This window comes from Proteiniphilum sp., from assembly GCF_034331125.1.
Taxonomy (GTDB): domain Bacteria; phylum Bacteroidota; class Bacteroidia; order Bacteroidales; family Dysgonomonadaceae; genus Proteiniphilum; species Proteiniphilum saccharofermentans.
In genome coordinates, this window is the sequence record NZ_JAXQGC010000033.1 from 26,935 (window position 1) to 46,418 (window position 19,484).

At 43.4% G+C, this 19,484-nt stretch carries 16 protein-coding genes; 9 read left to right on the forward strand and 7 right to left on the reverse strand.

What is annotated here, in order from left to right; genetic code table 11:
• Nucleotide 1: 1 nt before the first annotated feature.
• The 3 genes from U2P89_RS06800 to U2P89_RS06810 all read right to left on the reverse strand — a co-directional run bounded on the left by U2P89_RS06800 (nucleotide 2) and on the right by U2P89_RS06810 (nucleotide 3,370).
• Entirely contained in the window at nucleotides 2–1,576 is a 1,575-nt protein-coding gene (locus U2P89_RS06800; RefSeq protein ID WP_322191004.1) for a peptide chain release factor 3, read from the reverse strand.
• Between the two features lie 95 nt (nucleotides 1,577–1,671).
• Nucleotides 1,672–2,631, reverse strand: a complete 960-nt coding sequence (rfbD, locus tag U2P89_RS06805) for a dTDP-4-dehydrorhamnose reductase (RefSeq protein WP_091908738.1) — start codon at nucleotides 2,629–2,631, stop codon at nucleotides 1,672–1,674.
• 208 nt (nucleotides 2,632–2,839) lie between these two features.
• Nucleotides 2,840–3,370: a DUF4924 family protein gene (locus tag U2P89_RS06810; protein WP_322191054.1), complete on the reverse strand. Its 531-nt coding sequence runs from the start codon at nucleotides 3,368–3,370 to the stop codon at nucleotides 2,840–2,842.
• Between the two features lie 243 nt (nucleotides 3,371–3,613).
• Between U2P89_RS06810 and U2P89_RS06815 the strand changes: the two genes are divergently transcribed.
• The 6 genes from U2P89_RS06815 (at nucleotide 3,614) to U2P89_RS06840 (ending at nucleotide 7,893) form a co-directional block, all read left to right on the forward strand.
• Entirely contained in the window at nucleotides 3,614–3,814 is a 201-nt protein-coding gene (locus tag U2P89_RS06815; protein ID WP_322191005.1) for an RNA polymerase sigma factor, read from the forward strand.
• Nucleotides 3,815–3,870: 56 nt separating this feature from the next.
• Nucleotides 3,871–4,152, forward strand: a complete 282-nt coding sequence (locus U2P89_RS06820) for a hypothetical protein (protein WP_175533512.1) — start codon at nucleotides 3,871–3,873, stop codon at nucleotides 4,150–4,152.
• Between the two features lie 63 nt (nucleotides 4,153–4,215).
• On the forward strand, nucleotides 4,216–4,674 hold the full coding sequence (locus tag U2P89_RS06825) for a DUF6108 family protein (RefSeq protein WP_322191006.1): 459 nt from the start codon (nucleotides 4,216–4,218) through the stop codon (nucleotides 4,672–4,674).
• 166 nt (nucleotides 4,675–4,840) lie between these two features.
• Entirely contained in the window at nucleotides 4,841–5,755 is a 915-nt protein-coding gene (locus U2P89_RS06830; protein ID WP_322191007.1) for a hypothetical protein, read from the forward strand.
• A gap of 204 nt (nucleotides 5,756–5,959) precedes the next feature.
• Complete coding sequence (locus U2P89_RS06835) at nucleotides 5,960–6,742, forward strand: MBL fold metallo-hydrolase (RefSeq protein WP_322191008.1); 783 nt, start codon at nucleotides 5,960–5,962, stop codon at nucleotides 6,740–6,742.
• 68 nt (nucleotides 6,743–6,810) lie between these two features.
• Nucleotides 6,811–7,893, forward strand: a complete 1,083-nt coding sequence (locus tag U2P89_RS06840) for an alpha/beta hydrolase family protein (protein WP_091908772.1) — start codon at nucleotides 6,811–6,813, stop codon at nucleotides 7,891–7,893.
• Here the strand turns inward: U2P89_RS06840 and U2P89_RS06845 are convergent.
• From U2P89_RS06845 to U2P89_RS06860, 4 genes are all read right to left on the reverse strand, one after another.
• Nucleotides 7,881–9,833 (reverse strand): carboxypeptidase-like regulatory domain-containing protein, encoded by a 1,953-nt coding sequence (locus U2P89_RS06845; protein ID WP_322191009.1) that lies wholly within the window; start codon nucleotides 9,831–9,833, stop codon nucleotides 7,881–7,883. The genes U2P89_RS06840 and U2P89_RS06845 overlap by 13 nt on opposite strands.
• 5 nt (nucleotides 9,834–9,838) lie before the next feature.
• A complete protein-coding gene (locus tag U2P89_RS06850; RefSeq protein ID WP_322191010.1) occupies nucleotides 9,839–10,207 on the reverse strand; it encodes a BlaI/MecI/CopY family transcriptional regulator in 369 nt (122 codons plus the stop codon).
• A gap of 257 nt (nucleotides 10,208–10,464) precedes the next feature.
• Nucleotides 10,465–10,632 carry an Arc family DNA-binding protein gene (locus tag U2P89_RS06855; protein ID WP_092025441.1) on the reverse strand — a complete coding sequence of 56 codons (168 nt, stop codon included), beginning with the start codon at nucleotides 10,630–10,632 and terminating at the stop codon, nucleotides 10,465–10,467.
• Nucleotides 10,633–10,744: 112 nt separating this feature from the next.
• Nucleotides 10,745–11,689, reverse strand: coding sequence for an SPFH domain-containing protein (locus U2P89_RS06860; protein ID WP_322191011.1), 945 nt, complete (start codon nucleotides 11,687–11,689; stop codon nucleotides 10,745–10,747).
• A 185-nt stretch (nucleotides 11,690–11,874) separates the two neighbouring features.
• On the opposite strand from U2P89_RS06860, the gene U2P89_RS06865 reads away from it, so the two are divergent.
• From U2P89_RS06865 to secDF, 3 genes are all read left to right on the forward strand, one after another.
• Nucleotides 11,875–13,749 (forward strand): SLC13 family permease, encoded by a 1,875-nt coding sequence (locus U2P89_RS06865; RefSeq protein ID WP_322191012.1) that lies wholly within the window; start codon nucleotides 11,875–11,877, stop codon nucleotides 13,747–13,749.
• Between the two features lie 368 nt (nucleotides 13,750–14,117).
• Nucleotides 14,118–16,238, forward strand: a complete 2,121-nt coding sequence (locus U2P89_RS06870) for a M3 family metallopeptidase (protein WP_322191013.1) — start codon at nucleotides 14,118–14,120, stop codon at nucleotides 16,236–16,238.
• Nucleotides 16,239–16,445: 207 nt separating this feature from the next.
• Nucleotides 16,446–19,394 (forward strand): protein translocase subunit SecDF, encoded by a 2,949-nt coding sequence (gene secDF / locus U2P89_RS06875; RefSeq protein WP_322191014.1) that lies wholly within the window; start codon nucleotides 16,446–16,448, stop codon nucleotides 19,392–19,394.
• Nucleotides 19,395–19,484: the final 90 nt, after the last annotated feature.

The following is a 19,484-nucleotide window of genomic DNA, read 5'->3' on the forward strand; positions in this document are numbered from 1 at the left end:
TTTAATACTCTGAACTAAAGTGGAAGCGGATATTTTTAAAATCCTGCTGTGCCATCATTAGAATATAGTTCGATTCAGCCAGGAAGACATCCCTGCCCTCCTTATCATGTGCCATGTACTGATATTTCCGTTTCTTGAAATCTGCCAGTTGTGCGGCATCATCGCTCTCGATCCAGCAGGCCTTGTATAGGCTGATGGGCTCCCAGCGGCACTGCGCCCCATATTCGTGTAGCAGCCGGTACTGTATCACTTCGAACTGAAGCTGCCCCACCGTCCCGATGATCTTCCGTCCGTTAAACTGATTGGTAAAGAGCTGTGCTACCCCTTCGTCCATTAGTTGTTCAATCCCTTTCTGGAGTTGTTTCGATTTCATCGGATCGGCATTCTCGATATATTTGAACATCTCGGGAGAGAAACTCGGCAGTCCTTTGAAATGCAACTCCTCACCCGAAGTGAGCGTATCACCGATCTTGAAGTTGCCGTTATCGGGTAATCCAACGATATCACCGGCATATGCCTCGTCCATGATCTCTTTCTTCTGCGCCATAAAAGCGGTCGGCGATGAAAATTTCATCATCCGGTTAAAACGCACATGCTTATAGTTTACATTCCGTTCGAATTTCCCGGAGCAGACTTTTACGAAAGCGATACAGGAACGATGATTGGGATCCATATTGGCATGTATCTTGAAAACAAATCCTGAAAAACTGTCCTCATAGGAATCCACAACTCGTTCTTCTGCCTGTACTTCACGGGGCGACGGAGCAATATCCACAAAACAATCCAGTAATTCTTTTACACCAAAGTTATTCAATGCTGAACCGAAAAACACTGGAGCCAGTTTCCCGGCAAGGTATTCATCCCTATCGAATGCGGGATAAACCTCGGTAACCAATTCCACATCGTCGCGTAACTTCTCCGACAAACGATCACCAATATGGTTTTCCAGTTCAGACGACTCAATATCGAGTCTCAACGACTCGGTTACCACTTGTTTGCTAGGTTGATAAAGATCAAGGCTGTTCTTGTACAGATTATATACTCCCCGAAACCGTTCTCCCATATCTATCGGCCAGCTCAAAGGTCGAACATTTACTTTCAGTTCCTCCTCCAGTTCATCGAGGATTTCGAACGGATCCCTCCCTTCCCGGTCAAGTTTATTGACAAAGATCATCACCGGCGTATGCCGCATACGGCATACTTCCATCAGTTTACGCGTTTGAGCTTCTACCCCTTTTGCCACGTCCACCACTACGATCACACTATCTACCGCAGTAAGCGTACGATAGGTATCTTCCGCAAAATCCTGGTGGCCGGGTGTATCCAGAATATTGATCTTATGATTGTTATATTCAAATCCCATGACTGAAGTGGCGACAGAAATTCCACGTTGTTTCTCTATCTCCATCCAGTCCGAGGTCGCTGTTTTTTTTATTTTGTTCGATTTCACTGCTCCTGCCACATGAATGGCTCCTCCAAAGAGCAGTAATTTTTCCGTAAGTGTGGTTTTTCCCGCGTCGGGGTGACTGATCACGGCGAACGTACGCCGGCGCTGTATCTCTTCTTTTAATGTCATTTTTTAATAATTCAAAATTCAAGATTTAAGATTCAAGATTTTCAAATCCCAAATCTTCTGAGTTCTCGACTTCCTTGTTCTAATTTCCAACTTCTTCACTTCTCAACCAACAGATCAACACATCGTTTCAAACCCTCTTTCCATTCCGGAATCTCCACATGAAAAGCAGAACATATTTTGGACAGATCCATTACGCTATATGCCGGACGGGGAGCTGGTGCACCATATTCCTCTGTTTTGACAGGTACCAGTTCACAGCGGTCAATACCTGCAAGCCTTTTGATCTCTTCAGCAAATCCGAACCAGGTAGTTTCACCTTTGTTGGAGAAATGATAAATCCCCGTTTTCCATTCAGTCTCTTCCGAAAACTGCAGGATATGGACGATCATCTCTGCCAGATCTGCCGCATAAGTCGGCGTTCCCCGCTGATCGTCCACGATAGTCAATCTATCCCGCTCATTCATCAGCCGGATCATTGTCTTCACAAAATTATTTCCGTATTCAGAATACAACCATGAAGTACGTATAATCATCCACTCACCTCCTACAGCTTGCAGCGCTTCTTCACCTTTTAGCTTCGACTGGCCGTAAACCGAAAGCGGATGCGGTTGCATATCCTCGGTATAAGGGATTTCCGAGAGGCCATCAAATACGAAATCGGTCGAAATATGGATAACCTTTGCTCCTTCTTGCTTTGCAGCAATCGCTATATTCTCTACCGCTTTTTCATTTACGAGATATGCCTTTTCAACATCTGTTTCTGCTTTGTCCACAGCGGTATAAGCAGCACAATTGACGATATAGAGTACCCGGTAATCCCTTACAAAATCCGCTACCTGATCCCCGTCCGTCACATCAAGGTCACTCATATCGGTAAACAGGAATTTAAAGGGCAAATTCAACCGGTCCGTCATTTTTTTCAACTCGTTCCCCAATTGCCCGTTGGCTCCGGTCACCAGCACATTTTTCTGTACCAGCCCGTAAAAATATTGTTGTCTTGGGGTATCCTTTTCTGTTCCCCCCAGATGTTTGGTTATACCTGTAAATATGGGCATATTTTTAATTATGAATGATGAATTATGAGTTGCTAATTACCACATCAACAAATCATTATATTATCCTTTTATCCATTATTCCCATTGGCTCTACTTCCCGAAAAATCGGGACAAGTTATCCCGACTTGTCAGGATTGGCTCATTAACTAATCATCACATTAGTAAATTGTTAAATCGTCACTACCTGTCCCGACTTGTCGGGATCAACTCACTCTTCCTCAACAGCTTTATATTTTTGGGAAAGAAGCCGTAACAGGCCGGTAATTTGAGCAATGGCAGCCTGTGTCTCACCGGAGATTTCCCGTTTCTGCAATTTCAGCAACAGGTACCCGTATAAAGCCGTGAAGCAGGTTTCCAGTTCAGATACATCCTTGTTCCCCGACTTTGCCCTTAAAGCCACAATATGAGGCAGTGTATTGTAGTAAATACCAATGTATGCCGACTCCTTAGGGTCTTTCAACAACCGTAAATGGAGATCGGTAAGGTCTATGATCAGGTTCTTGTTGATTTGCAGATGTCCCTCCTTCTGTACACCCTCCGATTTCATCATCAAGATCAGTCCTTCATACCAGTCACGTGCTTCTTTCTTTTCTTCTTCCGTATGATACACGGGGTCAATCAGCGACTGCTGTACCTTGTCGATATCCAATTCATATGATCGCAAGATATCTTCCAGTTGCCACATGTACAGCAAATATTCTGCAATATTCTCTTGTTTTTTTTGCCGGGCTATCAACATAACGTAATTTTGCACAAAATTACAACTTATGATCAAGTTTTACACCATAGACCCGGGATATTTTCTACTATTGTACCGTTATAGCACATTCACTCGCCCTGATTGTAGGGATCAAATCAACTCCGGAACAAAAAAGCCAATCACACCTGCCTTCCATTAAAAAAACACTAATCTCCGGTTAACTGAAAAAAAATTATGTTTTGATGATACGTTTTGACACCCTTTCTCGTCGGATAAATGAGTATGGACATTGTTGAATACAAAAGAATAGTCGTTGCACTGCGCCCGTCGTTACTCGCAGTCGCCCGCCGCATCACAGGGAATACCGAGGATGCGGAAGATGTGGTGCAGGATGTATGTCTGAAGATCTGGCATTTCCGTGACCGGATCGATCAATATGAAAATATGGAAGCATACAGCAGGACAATCTGCCTGAAGACCTGAAAGTATACGCGTCCATATTCCGTTTTCTCGACGACGAAGCAGCAGCACTGGCTGTATTGAATGAGATCCGTAGCGAGAACAATGTTCCTGCTCGCCGCAGACCCATGTTTTTAAGAAAATTACTGACAATTACTGCCGTGGCAGCCTCACTGCTGATCGCCGTCCTATTACTGACACGTCCCGATCGACAATCGTCACTGAACGAAAGCTATGTGTGGGTGGACGGCAAACAAATTACAGATCCGGCCACAGTCCGCAAATATGCTGAAGCATCTTTCGGAAAAGTACAGTCCGAGAGTGACATCATAGAAGATCAGCTCCGCTTTATTCTGGAATAAATCAATGATGGTGAATCTTCTTATAAAGCCTGTTTACTATTTGAACATCAACATGATATCACAATGAAGATAAAAAGAACATTTCTACGCCTGCTTATCCTTTTCCTGTTGCTGGTAACCTCCGGAGTGACGGTACAAGCACAGGAAAACCTGAGGATCAATACTGTTTTCGAAAAATATGGCAAGCAAAAAGGCGCTACAATGGTAGTCCTCTCCGACAAGGCGCTCCATAACTATCGACTCGACAAATACCGCAGTATTACCCTGCAATATGACCGGACCATCCTGGATGAAATACAACAGTGCCTTGAAATAGATAAGAAACAGGCGCACCAGATAAAAGAAGTCATCAGCAACGGTATTATCTCTTCAGGTTATTATCAGCTACCGGAAGAGGAAAACCAAACCAACCGGTACATCTTGTTCAAAATCGGGGACGACGGTACTGCCACACTTATTTATATGGAAGGTGGAAAGGATTCCGAAGAACTGATCAACCGGCTATTTATTAAAAAAGAATAGGATTTTGGAATTGGGAAGTAAGAGTGAAGAATGAAGAGTGAAAAATGAAAAGGGATTTGTAGATTTAACGATTTTGAATCTTGAATTTTGAATCTTGAATTTTGAATTTTGAATCTTGAATTTTGAATTTTTAAATTGAAATAAAATCATCAAACAATATAAAACAATGAAGAAAACTACATTTACCATCGTTTTTTTGTCGCTGGCCTTGTATATGGCAGCTTCCTCAACGTTTCCTGCCGACACCACTTTTCATTATAACAACCGGAAAGTGGTTATTTCAGAAAACAATAATGAGATAAATATCTCGGTATATCATCGAAATGAGCAGGGTGATACCATAGAGAACCGGAAAGTCTACGAAGGCATCTTTACTGACGGGAGAAGTATTGAACGGGTATACGAAAACAGTTTTGAAATATCGGTGCCCGATATTTTTAAGCCGAAAAACAAGCGTCGTCCAAGCCGTTCGCACTGGGCCGGTTTCGGCGTGGGATTCTCCAATCTGCCCCAGGGCCTTGATTTCGATCGGGAATTGGCATCCATTGTCAACCTGAGTCGTTCATTGCAGTACAACCTGAATCCTATTGAAGGTTCATGGCGCATAGGAAACAGCAATTTTACCGGAATTGTCGGTATGGGTATTCAGTTCAATTCCATCCACTGGCAAAACAACAAAGCCATCGAAGTAGAGGATTACAAATCGGTTATTACCACCACCGAACCGGGCAATGAATACAGAGACTCCCGCCTGCACTACACTTATCTCACCTTTCCTTTCCTCATAGAAACCAATTGGGATTTAGGACCTCGATCGCATTTCTTTGTGAATGCAGGTGTAGTTGCCAAAGTAAAAACCGCATCATCATCCGCAGTTTGGAGGAATAATGAAAACGGAAAAAAAGAGAAGACAAAACTTCCCGGAGAAATGAATATTCGTCCCGTTACACTGGATTTACTGGCCCAGGGAGGAGTCAATGATCTGGGTTTCTTTATTTCATATTCACCGTTCAACCTCTTCAGAAACAATAAAGGACCTGAAGCCAATCAGGCAACTATTGGAGTACAACTTTACTTCTGACGCAGGAAAAGATTCTTACACAGCATAAAACTTCACAATAAACAGACCGGGATTGTATCTTTTAAAAAAGAGATACGATCCCGGTTTTTAAATAATTGGATCTGTATAAAAACTGATCGGAGACTATGGTTGTTTAATGAAATTAGTTGTATTCAGTACAGAATACGGCAAAAAGAGGTAATTTTGTATAAATATTTATAGAGTATGATCAAGTTCCATATCATTGAATCGGGATATTTCCTCGGCGATGGCGGGGTCATGTTCGGCCCCGTACCCAAAAAATACTGGTCGGCAAAATATAAGGTAGATGAAAAGAATATGTGTGTGATGGCGCTCCGCTGCCTCTTTATCGAGACAGATAAAAGACGTATCCTTGTGGATGCGGGAATAGGCGACAAACACAACTCCCGGTTGAAATTCTTTCAACCTTTCAATCAGAAGGATATTGCCGGAGAGATCCGGAAAATCGGATATGCGCCGGAAGAGGTGACCGACGTGATCATTACCCATCTCCATTTCGACCACTGTGGCGGTTGCACAGTATTTAACAGCAATAAAGAAGCGGTTCCTGCCTATCCTAACGCCACTTATCATCTGAGCCTCGCACAATGGAAGAATTACAGAAACCCTTCACTTTTCGAAAAAGGCTCCTTTTTCCCGGACAATATTGAGCCGGTATATGATGCGGGACAGTTACAATTTGTACTGGAAGACATGCAATTCGATGAACATATCCGGCTGGAGTTGTATGACGGGCATACTCCGGGACAGATCGCCGTGCTTTTCGATACGGAAGAAGGTAATTACGCCTTTCCGGGCGACGTGGTACCCACTTCACTCAACCTGTCATTAAGCTGGCTTTCTGCCTATGACAACAGCGTGGTCATAGCTATGGAAGAAAAAAAACGTTTCATGGACAAAGCGATAAAAGATAAACGTACGCTTATCTTTTATCACGATGCCTATACTGTTTCCTCCAAATTATAAAAAATTCCATCGGGGAGGCGTATAGCAAAAATGTCTTAAGAACCTGAAAATATAAAATTATAACGCTTATGAAAACGAACGTTCTCTTTTTATCGGCTATTATTGTTGTTCTCAACATTTTTTCCGCGTTCCCACAGAAAGAAGACTCCCTGCTATTACAGTTAAAATCGCTGGAACAAAAACTTTCGGATTACCAACACCGGTTCGATATATTGGAGAAACAAATTGACGACCTGATGTGGTTTCGCCGGCTGGAAGATATAGCCCATGTAGATAAAGTGCGGCTCACAAGCACGCCCCGCTGGAAACCCAAAGACCCGGAAGACCGTTTTGCCGGCAACAAACTGCAATTTTACAGTTATGTCTTCATCCCGAAAAATGTCAATCCTAAGAAAACGTATCCCCTTATCGTACTTCCTCACAGTGGAATACATGCCAATTTCTCCACTTATTATTCCCATATTGTGCGTGAACTTATTGCCCAGGGATATATTGTGGTATCGGCCGAATACCGGGGCAGCACAGGTTACGGGAAAGCGACATACGAAAATATCGATTACGGCGGACGGGAAAACGACGATGTACTGGAAAGCCGTAATTATATGATTGAAAATTATAGTATTGTCGACTCTTCACGGGTAGGCGTAATCGGGTGGAGTCACGGCGGCATGATTGCCCTGATGCAGATACTCCAACATGGCGACAAATACCAATGTGCATTTGCGGGAGTACCGGTGAGCGACCTGGAGAACCGCCTGGCATCACATGATGAGAGTTATACCGCCTACTTTACCACACCCTATCATATCGGCGAATCCATTGAAGAGAATCCCGAAGAATACGCCCGCCGTTCACCCACACACTATGCGCAAAATCTCGACAAGCCGCTACTCATCTATACCAATACCAACGATAACGATGTGTATGTGGAAGAGGTACAACTGATGATCAATACGCTCAAAAAGCATGGCAAAGAGTTCGAATACAAAGTCTTTCAGGATGCCTCCGGCGGTCACGGTTTCGATCGGATCGACAGTAAGGAAGCCACTGATATCCGTTTCACGGTACACAAATTTCTGGAACGCTACCTGAAACCGCCGCATCCGTTCGCATCGCAAAAAGAGATGCGCCGCGCAGCCTACGGGTTTTGATCCGGAATCTTTTTCGTAATAATGATTACACCATTCTTTCCCTCGTCGCCATAGATTTCCGTTGCGTTTTTATCTTTCAACACCGACATGGATTCAATTTCTTTGACATCAATGGAATTCAGTTCAAAATCTTTGGACATTTTTTCTCCGTCAACAATGATTAAAGGAGGGTTTTCGAGTATCTGATCCAAATTTTGAGAACTGTTTTCCTGTGTTCTCTTTATTAGATTTTTCACATCACCCCGAAGAGAATCCATTGTTCCTGTACCTATAGACAGTACATCTCTATTACTCTTTTTCGTTGTTATCAGTATCACTCCGTCTTTTCCCTTATTTCCATACATTCCGATGGCAGAGTTGTTTTTCAACACAGAGATAGATTCGATATCTTCAGCATTAATTTTTTGTATCTCTGCTTCGGAAATGATCTTTTCGTCTACAATATAAAGTGGATGCTTACCACCGACTGTACGAAGAGTCACTTTTTCCACATCACCCTGAAGATTTTCCGTTGTCTTTACCCCCACTACGGCCAGGGCATTCTGAGGAGATCCCGTCACTCCCTGATCGGCCGTTTTTCCATTCTCATCAGGTTCCAGCACAATCACCAGATTATTTTTTTCAGCACTTTCGACCTTATATTCACCTGTTTTATAATTGATCATCGAAAACTGAAGCGTGTTACCTATATCTGCCTTGATGCGGAAATTTCCATCCAGGTCAGTAATAGTTCCTTTATTGGTACCTTTGATAGTAACTAATCCTCCGACAATCACTCCTTGTTTGTCTCTCACCGTTCCCGATACCAGAACTTTTGACGCATCGTCGGTCGTTTCGTCCACATCATCCTGTCCTTTTATTCTGACTCTGATCATTTCGTCACTCTCTCCCTCACCTTTTTCAAGTATCACCTTGAGATCCGACTCGGTTTTAGTGACAGTGACTTTATTCACAACTGCCACCATTGGAATGGGTTTCCCGGCTTCATCCCCGACCTGACCGGAAACGGTAATTTTCTCTCTGACAAGGTCTGTTTCATTATTCTCCTTTTCCACGACTTTCGCATTCAGCTTCGGCACCGAAAGCGCGATTATTGCCAGGAATAATACGGGAAACCCCATTGCATAGCTCCATTTCACGCGTCTGTTGGTTTTGTCTTTCTTCATCATGGTAATTCGTTTGTGCAGGTCGCGCTGACGGAAATTATTTGCCAAAGCAAATTTATATTCACCTACGCTTTTGCGGATTAATAGAAGTTGGTATTGTTTAGAATCGATCCCCTGACTGAGCACCTTTTCGTCTGCCTGATATTCATGGACAGACTGAATTTCCCGACGCAACAACCATGAGAACGGATTGAACCAGAAGATGCAGGTAAAAAGATCGAAAAAGATCATATCGACCGAATGCCGTAAATGAATGTGCGCCCTCTCATGGCGGATCACTGCCTGGTTATCTGCCGATAATTCCCTGCGGGAAAGAACAATATATTTCATCCAACTGAACGGCGAAATATTCTTATCGGTCACACACAAGACAGTATGATCAGGCAGCATCTGTTTTTCTGAATTCCGGATGATAGCGGCGATCTGGCTCAACCCTATCAGGTAACGGATAAACGTGAAAAGAAATCCTATGACAAACAAAATTATCAGGATATGCATCCATGGAATTTCTACCCGCGGTTGCGTTTCCACAGATTCAGTGACGGGGATGGAAGAAAGATCCATCCAAAACATTTCTGTAACCGGTTCCGCTTTTTTCTCAGGAATGAAGTTGAAACGGAAAAGGGGAAGCAATGATATCACCAGTAATATAAATATCAACGAAAAACGGTTGACATTGTGAAATGTATTATTGGCGAAAAAAAACTTGTATAAGCCGTAAAATAATGCCATTAAGACAGATGCCCGAAGCAACCAATAGAGAAAAAGTTCCATAATAGTCATTTTTTAGAATCAGACTGTTCCACTTCGTCCAGTAGTTTCCGAATTTCTTCCACTGAAATATCCTGTTCTTTTATAAGCGATGAGACCACACTCAGATAGGAATTATCGAAATATTTCTTTACCACACTTCTTAATGTACCATTACGGTATTCCTCTTCACTGATAATCGCGAAATAACGATAGGTGGAACCGAATGCTTCATGCGACAGAAAACCTTTCTCTTCCAGCATACGCGCATAAGTAGATATAGTATTGAAATGCGGTTTCGGGTCGGGGTACTTCTCTACCAACTGCTTTACAAACTGCGGCCCTTCATCCCAAAAAAATCGCATCACTTCTTCTTCTTTTGCTGTTAACTCCTTCATATTTCAAATTATTGAACTGTAAAAATCAATCACACTGCAAATATAACTAAAACTTTTCGTTTCACAACGAATGCATTTAGTTAAATAAAATATATTGGGCTGTTAAAATTCCGACCAAAAGAAAAACCGACTGAATATCAACCGGTTCAAATCTTTGTACATCCAAATAAGATGTAAACTCAACTGTTTTCATTTCTTTCTACTCACACAAAAGGTAACACATTTATTGTAAGGACAAAAATTCAACATTAAGGAAATCATTTCTCTTTCAGACGCCCGCTTTTCTTGAGCGCCTGATCCAGTATCCATTGAATTTGACCGTTCACGCTACGAAATTCATCGGCTGCCCACTTTTCTATTGCATCCATGGTGTCCGCATCCAACCGTAACGCAAAATTCCTGGTCGTTTTCTCTTTTTTAGCCATCTTTCACTCGCTCCATCTTATCAAGTTTCATCAATACCTATTATTTTACCACTGTTCCACATACCCCATCAACACACTCAGTTTCTCTTTTTCACTTTTAGTTTTTCACTTTTCACTGATACAATGTACCCGTATTCAATACCGGCTGTGCCGATTCATCAGCACAAAGCACTACAAGCAAGTTGCTCACCATAGCAGCTTTTTTATCGCCGTCGAGTTCCACAATACTTTCATCCTCGATCCTTTCCAATGCCATCTTCACCATTGTCACCGCGCCTTCCACGATCTTCTCCCGCGCTGAGATAATAGCTTCTGCCTGCTGGCGCCGAAGCATTACAGCCGCAATCTCGGGTGCGTATGCCAGATAATTGATACGCGCTTCTATAATTTCTATCCCGGCCATCTCCAGACGGCTGTTCAACTCTTTCAATAGGTCATCGTTAATCTCTTCCCCACCCGACCGCAGTGTCAGTTCGGTGTCGGAAACCACATTATTGTCGTAAGCGTACAACCCGGCAACCTGTCGCAATGCAGCATCGCTTTGTATGGCCACAAAATTCTCAAAGGCATCCATCTGCTTGCTTACCGTATAGGTAATCGCACCGTCTTTTCCAGGCCTTGAAGCGGCCATTGTCTGCGCGTCTATTTCGAACATAGCCTTGTAAGTATCCTTCAGTTTCCAGACCAGTACCAACCCTATCAGTACCGGATTCCCTACTTTGTCGTTCACTTTGATCGGATCCGCATTCAGGTTCCGGGCCCGCATGGATAACTTTTTCTTCGTCATAAAAGGATTTACCCAAAAGAATCCTGTTTCTTTCAACACTCCTTTGTATTTTCCGAAAAAGATCATCACAATCGCCTCATTGGGTTCCAGTTTGGTGTATCCGAAAAACAGGATAATCCAAATAATAGTCAGAACAATACCTGTAATGATTCCCCAGACCTCCAGCGAAGAATAAAGCCATACAATTCCCGCCAATAGGATCAACATCAAAAAAAGCATCAGGAAGCCGTTTGTCTTAAAACCCTTGAAATTGAATTCTTTTGTTTCCATAATTTATAATTTAAAATGATATTATTTTAATATCACAAATATATCAATTATTTTCTTATAACCAAAAAAAATCAATTTTCTGCATTTTTTCAATAATGTGTGGAAACTTCCTTCATCTGTAATCATTATTTCTCTTACCTTTGTGCTCATATTATGAATTTCCCACTCAGCAACTGACATAACGTATGGACATAAATGTTCTTATTGTTTTCGGAATCATTCTTCTGACAGTCACATTTTTTGTCTGGGGTAAGATACGATCCGACATCGTCGCTTTGTCTTCACTCGTTTTATTGGTATTATCCGGCATACTGACACCTGAAGAAGGGTTATCGGGATTTTCCAATTCCGTGGTTGTCATGATCGTGTGCTTATTCATTGTCGGTGGGGGTATTTTCCAGACAGGACTTGCCAAAATGATCAGTACAAAAATCCTTGCCCTGGCCGGGGGAAATCAATTCAAGCTTTTCATACTGGTAATGTTAGTGACCGGTGGGATCGGTGGATTTGTAAGTAATACCGGTACAGTAGCACTGATGCTTCCTATCGTGATGAGTCTGGCGTCCGAAGCCAATACCGATTCACGGCGGTTTCTGATGCCGATGGCTTTTGCCAGCAGCCTGGGGCTGCTCACGCTGATCAGCACTCCTCCCAACCTAATCATCAACGACGCACTAGTCAGCGGGGGATTCGAAGGGTTGTCCTTCTTCTCATTTTTGCCTGTCGGTTTGATTACCCTGACGCTTGGTATTCTATTGTTATGGCCGCTCAGTAAACTATTGGTTGCGGGCAGGGATAAAGAAAAATCTACTATAAAGAAAAATAAGTCACTGAATCAATTGGCATCGGAATACCAATTGGCCGACAATCTCTACAGGGTATTGATAGAAAAGAACTCCCCCTTCATCAATAAATCTCTTCAGGAATTAAATATCACCCAGACTTATAATGTAAGCATACTCGAGATCCGAAGGATCCACTCACGAAACCGCTTTCATAAAACGGTCGATATGAAGATGGCCGGGCCGTCGAGCACTTTCAAAGAAGACGACATATTATATGTGTTCGGGAATTTCAATGATGTTATGTCGCTCGTCAGCGGAAATGGCCTGAAATTGATCGACACCCATAAAACAGAAGGAACCGGCAGTACACTATCGGTTTCTCAGTCAGGGGGATTGGAATTCAGTGAAATCGGTATTGCAGAAGTGGTTTTGATGTCTACATCGAAACTGATCAATAAGCATGTAAAGGAATCCAATTTCCGTCAACTATACAATGTAAATATACTGGGGATACAACGTAAAGACGGATATATCCTTCAGGATGTAAAGAATGAGAGGATGCTTTCGGGTGACGTATTGCTGGTACAGGGAAAATGGTCGGATATAGAAAAGCTGAATCAGGAGACAACGGAATGGGTAGTGGTCGGGCAACCTATGGAAAATGCGTTGAAAATTCCACGTGACCACAAAGCACCGGTCGCTGCAACCATTATGGTGTTGATGATCGTGGCCATGGTATTCAATATAGTACCTACTGTGATTGCCACAATGATAGCAGCACTATTGATGATCATACTAGGATGTTTCCGCAACGTGGAATCGGCCTATAAAAGCATCAACTGGGAAAGTACTTTTCTGTTTGCGGGTATGTTTCCTTTGGCGATTGCCATGGAGAAAACCGGTGCCTCCAGCTTAATTGCCGATGCGATCGTGAACGGGTTGAGCCAATTCGGTCCTGTATCGGTATTGGCCGGCATCTACCTTGCCACATCCATACTGACAATGTTCATCAGCAATACGGCGACAGCCGTGTTGTTTGCACCCATTGCCCTACAATCTGCCGTAACCATAGGCGTCAGTCCCTACCCGTTTTTGTTTGCCGTGACGGTGGCTGCCAGCATGTGCTTTGCCAGCCCATTCGCAACGCCGCCCAACGCGTTGGTAATGTCAGCAGGACGATATAAGTTTATAGATTACATCAGAGTGGGATTACCATTGCAGCTTATCGTGGGCATTATTATGATCTTCATTTTACCACTATTGTTTCCACTTTAGTATCTGACAGAAAAATATTGACCTTCAATAATGTAAAAAAACAGGGTAAAGGGCAAACAATCAATGGATACTTTTCGATATTTAAGTAAAAATCGTAACTTTGCACTTAGAAACTGTTTTGAATTTTTTCATCAATTGTTTTTTAGTAATTTTTTGATGGATTTGGATTTTCATTTATTGAAATGTAGCGGGCTACTTGAACGAAATGAAAATTCGAAGGCGCAAAAAAGGGCAAAAAACAAGATGAAAGAGTGAAAAAATAAGTGTAAAATAATTACTCGTAAAATTCAAAACAGTTTCTTATTTTATATGAAACCGATTACCCAGGTTTTTTTCAATTGTTTAAATCATATTTAATTAGAAGTCGAATGAGAAAATTTCTTTTTATTTTATTAGCAGTTATGACATTACTTGCCTGCAACAACGCCAATACCGGTAAAACCGGTGGTGAGCCCGGCGCCATTTTTTACACCGAATACGATACCCCGTTCGGTATGCCTCCTTTCGACCGGATCTCTTTTGAAGATTACAAACCGGCCTTCCTGAAAGGAATGGAAGAAGAAGCTAAGGAGATTGAAGCCATTGCGAATAATTCCGAAGCGCCCACTTTCGAAAACACCATTGTGGCAATGGAAAACAGTGGAAGGATACTGACCCGTGTCTCCCGCGTATTTTACGGTTTGAGAAGCGCTGAAACCAACGACTCCATTCAGGCGTTGGCCGTGGAACTCTCTCCTCTTTTGTCGGAACATCGTGACAATATCAATTTGAACGAAAAATTATTCAACCGCATCAAAACGCTGCACGACGACACCACGGGCATGAATCTTAATACCGAACAATACCGGGTGTTGGATAATTATTACAAGAATTTTGTACGCTCAGGGATACTGTTAAGTGAAGCAGAAAAGTCGAGATTGCGTGAGATCAACAAGGAATTATCCTCACTCACCCTTGCATTCGGAAATAACCTGTTGAATGAAACCAACGATTTCAAATTAGTGGTCGATAATGAGGAAGATCTCGCAGGACTTCCCGAAGGTGTTATTGCCGCGGCTGCAGAGGCTGCCAACGCTGCCGGTGAAGAAGGGAAATGGGTATTCGGCCTGCAAAAGCCAAGCTGGCTCCCCTTCCTGCAATATTCAGAAAAACGTGACCTCCGTGAAAAACTATACAAAGCCATGTATATGCGCGGTGACAACGATAACAAGAATGACAATAAACAAATCATCAACGACATAGTAAACCTGCGTATCGAAAAAGCGCAAATGCTGGGTTATAAGACACATGCCGATTTTGTGCTTGAAGAAAGTATGGCAAAAATGCCGGAGAACGTTTACAAACTGCTCAATGATGTTTGGGCGTATGCGTTGCCACAGGCAAAAAAAGAAGCAGCAGAACTCCAAAAACTGATCGATGCCGAAGGAGGCAACTTTAAGCTGGCATCCTGGGACTGGTGGTATTATACCGAAAAACTCCGCCAGCAGAAATATTCACTCAACGAGGAAGAGATTAAGCCTTACTTCAAGATGGAGAATGTACGCGAAGGGGTGTTCGAAGTAGCCAACCGTTTATACGGATTAAACTTCAGGAAATTAGAAAACGTTCCGGTATATCACCCCGAAGTAGAAGCTTATGAGGTACTTGATGCCGATGGTTCCCATTTAGCGGTATTTTATACTGACTACTTCCCTCGTACAGGTAAGAACGCCGGTGCATGGATGAGCAGCTTCCGCGGACAGCAGGTAATAGAAGGTGAAAATATCCGTCCCCTTATTTACAACGTAGGCAACTTTACCCGTCCCACCGGGACAACTCCGTCGCTACTCACTCTCGATGAAGTAGAAACACTCTTTCATGAATTCGGACACGCCTTGCATGGCATGATGTCGAACGTCACCTATAGCAGTGTAGCCGGCACAAGCGTTTCACGGGATTTCGTGGAACTTCCGTCACAGATCATGGAACATTGGGCATTTCACCCCGAAGTATTGAAACTTTACGCTAAACATTATCAAACAGGCGAAGTAATCCCCGATGAACTGATTGCAAAAATCGATGCTGCGTCCAAATTCAATATGGGATTTATCACTACCGAATTTGTCGCAGCAGCGTTACTCGATATGGATTATCATACCCAGAATACAGTAAAGTCTTTCGATGTACGTGAATTCGAGAAGAAATCTATGGAAAAGATCGGGCTGATCGATGAAATTATTCCCCGTTACCGCAGTACCTATTTCTCACATATCTTCAGTGGTGGGTACTCTGCCGGATATTACGCATACCTCTGGGCAGAAGTGCTCGATGCCGATGCCTTCCAGGCATTTGTAGAGAATGGGATTTTCGATAAAACCACAGCTGCGAAATTCAGGGATAACGTTTTGTCGAAAGGTAATTCCGACGATCCAATGGAACTCTATAAAAGATTCCGCGGTGCAGAACCCAATCCGGTATATCTGCTAAAAAATAGAGGATTTATCGAATAAATTATTGACTGCATCCCGTATATCTTCCACCTTGCTTTATCACCGGATAATTTTCGAGAAAAATTATCCGGTGATATTGTTCTTAAAAAGATAAAAAAAACGTATATTTGCACGCTCTAAATAAAAAGGCATCCAACATGCCTTTGTTTTTACGTATACGGAGTTCATAACCTGAAAATAAATAGTAAAACAAAAAGTAATATTGAAATGCAAAACAAAGGATTCATTAAAGTTTTCAGTATTATCCTGACACTTATCAGTTTGTTTTATCTCTCTTTTACTATAGTGGGGAGACAATACAACAAGAAAGCGGATCAATACGCCAATGGAGACTTAGCTCTGAAGAATCAGTATCTTGATTCCCTCTCTACTGAGAAAGTGTATCTGAATTATACGCTTAAGCAGGTTCGTGCTAAGGAAATCGGACTGGGACTCGACCTGAAAGGGGGGATGAACGTTATCCTCGAAATTGATGCGGCACAGGTACTCGCATCACTGGCCAATACCGATGACCCTCAATTCAATCAGGCATTGAGAGAGACTATCGTTCAAAACCGCCGTGGCAGTTCATCTGACTTCATCACGCTATTCCGGCAGAACTATGAACGGATAGCACCCGAAGGCAGGCTGGCCAATATCTACAGCATTACGATGGGTGACAGGGTACGTCCCACCGCTACCAACGATGAGGTAATCGCTATATTGCGTAATGAGTTGACCAGTGTAGCCAATAATTCTTTCAATGTATTGGCTACGCGTATCGACCGTTTCGGGGTAGTTGCTCCCAACATCCAGAAACTGGATCGCGCAGAACGCATTTTGGTGGAGCTCCCCGGAATTACAGAACCGGAACGTGTACGTAACCTTTTGCAAGGAAGTGCCAACCTCGAATTCTGGAAAACATACAATGTGAGCGAACTGGCGGCCTACTTCAACGAAATGAATGCACGGTCGAGCGAATATGCCATGGCGCAAAGATCGGGTCAGGCTACCACTGATACCACTACTGCTGAAGCAGAAGCCGAAGAGGACGCCATAGCCGGAGATTCACTTCTGCAGGGTGATTCACTTTCATTACCTCTATTCGAAGAGGAAGGGGAAAAGATCGTCATCAACAAAAGTTTTGTGGAGTATTTCAATGAACCCTACTTCGCAATGGGCGGAGCTGTGGGACCGGTAGTAGGAACCGTGTCGAAGCTCGATACAGCTGAGGTGAATTTCCTCCTGAACAGATACAAAGATATATTCCCCGCCGACGTGCGGTTTAAATGGGGATTCAAACCCATCGATCAGCGTGAAACTTACTTCCAGTTATTCGCCCTTAAAGGTGATGGAAGCAAGCGCGGCCCTGCATTGGATGGAGACGTGGTAACCAATGCCCGTGCCGACCAGGGACAACAGGGATCGGCCTGGGAAGTAACCATGACGATGAACTCGAGTGGTGCCAGCCGCTGGGCGACCATCACCGGTGCTGAGATCGGAAAATCAATTGCTATCGTACTCGACGGATACGTATATTCAGCCCCCACAGTGGACGGGCGTATCGACGGAGGACGTTCCTCCATCACCGGTAATTTCACGCCACAGGAAGCACAGGACTTGGAGAACGTGCTTAAATCGGGTAAGATGCAAGCCGGTGTCCGTATCGTACAGGAAGACGTGGTAGGCCCTTCGTTGGGACAGGAAGCCATCCGCGACGGATTTATCTCCTTTGTAATTGCCCTGGCAGTGCTCTTTATCTTCACCTGTATGCTCTACGGTATCATCCCGGGTATGGTAATCAACGGGGCACTGCTACTCAACTTCTTCTTCACTCTGGGAGCGCTCGCGGCATTCCAGGCCGTACTCACCCTTCCGGGTATTGCGGGTATGATACTCTCACTCGCGATGGCGGTCGATGCCAACGTACTTATCAATGAGCGTATCAAGGAAGAACTTGCGGCTGGAAAAACCCTGCGAAGAGCATTGGAAGACGGTTATAAGAACGCATTTTCAGCCATCTTCGACTCCAACCTCACGACCATTATCACCGGTATCATCCTTGCCATTTTCGGTGTAGGAGCTATCAGGGGATTTGCTATTACCCTGATCATCGGTATTGCCGTTTCGTTCCTTACAGCCGTATTTATTACCCGTCTGGTATACGAAAGCCGGTTATCCAAAGATAAATGGTTACACCTCACTTTCAATACGGGATTCTCAAAAGCCATCTTCAAAGAGTATAGTTTCGATTTTATTCATAACAGCAAGAAGGTACTCATAGCAATCGGAGTTTTTGTAGTAATCAGCGTTATCTCACTCTTTACGCTTGGATTGAATTCAGGTATTGACTTCACGGGGGGACGCAACTATATTGTTCGTTTCGATCAGCCCGTCCGTGTGAGTGATGTGGAAAATGCCCTTAACCCCTATCTCAACGAATCGGTTCGCGTTATCACTATCGGTTCCAGTAATCAGGTGCGTATCTCCACCAACTATATGATTGAAGAGGAAGGTGCCGGCGTGGAAGATCAATTACGTGATCTGCTGGGACAAGGATTAAAAGAATTCATAACACCCGGAAAAACAATCGACGACCATATACAGAGTTCTCAGAAAGTAGGACCGAGTATTGCTGAAGATATGATCCGGAATGCATTCCTGGCACTCTTCATAGCTCTCGTTTGTATGGGTATCTATATCCTTTCGCGTTTCCGCAATTGGGGATTTTCTCTGGGTACAGTCGCAGCCCTGGCAGTAGACGCCTTCGCTGTGATAGGATTGTATTCATTGCTTTGGAAAGTCATGCCTTTCTCCATGGAGATGGATCAGACCTTCGTGGCAGCTATTCTCACCATAGTGGGTTACTCCATCAATGATAAGGTGGTGGTGTTCGACCGTGTGCGCGAATACAAGCAACTCTATCCAAAACGGGGATTGAGGGAGCTCTTCAACGATTCTATGAACGCTACACTGGCACGTACCATCAACACCGGTTTGAGTACTATCCTTGTGATTATCTGTATTCTTATTTTCGGTGGTGACGCAGTAAGAAGTTTCGTGTTCGCCATGCTTATAGGTGTGGTAGTAGGAACAATTACCAGTTTGTTCGTCGCCTCACCTGTAGCCTACAAGATATTGCTCAATCAGCAAGACAAAAAGAAAATAGAAAAGTAACAGCTTTTTATAGTAAATAGAAAAACGGGGGCCATTTGGCTGCCCGTTTTTTGTTTGAGAATAAAAAAAATTTTATACTTTTGTACTCTC

What these genes read in the sequence shown, in the direction of transcription:
- U2P89_RS06865 (WP_322191012.1), top strand. Translation starts at nt 11,875, where the DNA reads ATGGACATAAATGTTCTTATTGTTTTCGGAATCATTCTTCTGACAGTC.
- U2P89_RS06815 (WP_322191005.1), top strand. Translation starts at nt 3,614, where the DNA reads ATGGACATTGTTGAATACAAAAGAATAGTCGTTGCACTGCGCCCGTCG.
- U2P89_RS06810 (WP_322191054.1), bottom strand. Translation starts at nt 3,370, where the DNA reads ATGTTGATAGCCCGGCAAAAAAAACAAGAGAATATTGCAGAATATTTG.
- U2P89_RS06830 (WP_322191007.1), top strand. Translation starts at nt 4,841, where the DNA reads ATGAAGAAAACTACATTTACCATCGTTTTTTTGTCGCTGGCCTTGTAT.
- U2P89_RS06850 (WP_322191010.1), bottom strand. Translation starts at nt 10,207, where the DNA reads ATGAAGGAGTTAACAGCAAAAGAAGAAGAAGTGATGCGATTTTTTTGG.
- secDF (WP_322191014.1), top strand. Translation starts at nt 16,446, where the DNA reads ATGCAAAACAAAGGATTCATTAAAGTTTTCAGTATTATCCTGACACTT.
- U2P89_RS06825 (WP_322191006.1), top strand. Translation starts at nt 4,216, where the DNA reads ATGAAGATAAAAAGAACATTTCTACGCCTGCTTATCCTTTTCCTGTTG.
- U2P89_RS06860 (WP_322191011.1), bottom strand. Translation starts at nt 11,689, where the DNA reads ATGGAAACAAAAGAATTCAATTTCAAGGGTTTTAAGACAAACGGCTTC.
- U2P89_RS06840 (WP_091908772.1), top strand. Translation starts at nt 6,811, where the DNA reads ATGAAAACGAACGTTCTCTTTTTATCGGCTATTATTGTTGTTCTCAAC.
- U2P89_RS06855 (WP_092025441.1), bottom strand. Translation starts at nt 10,632, where the DNA reads ATGGCTAAAAAAGAGAAAACGACCAGGAATTTTGCGTTACGGTTGGAT.
- U2P89_RS06835 (WP_322191008.1), top strand. Translation starts at nt 5,960, where the DNA reads ATGATCAAGTTCCATATCATTGAATCGGGATATTTCCTCGGCGATGGC.
- U2P89_RS06870 (WP_322191013.1), top strand. Translation starts at nt 14,118, where the DNA reads ATGAGAAAATTTCTTTTTATTTTATTAGCAGTTATGACATTACTTGCC.
- rfbD (WP_091908738.1), bottom strand. Translation starts at nt 2,631, where the DNA reads ATGCCCATATTTACAGGTATAACCAAACATCTGGGGGGAACAGAAAAG.
- U2P89_RS06800 (WP_322191004.1), bottom strand. Translation starts at nt 1,576, where the DNA reads ATGACATTAAAAGAAGAGATACAGCGCCGGCGTACGTTCGCCGTGATC.
- U2P89_RS06845 (WP_322191009.1), bottom strand. Translation starts at nt 9,833, where the DNA reads ATGGAACTTTTTCTCTATTGGTTGCTTCGGGCATCTGTCTTAATGGCA.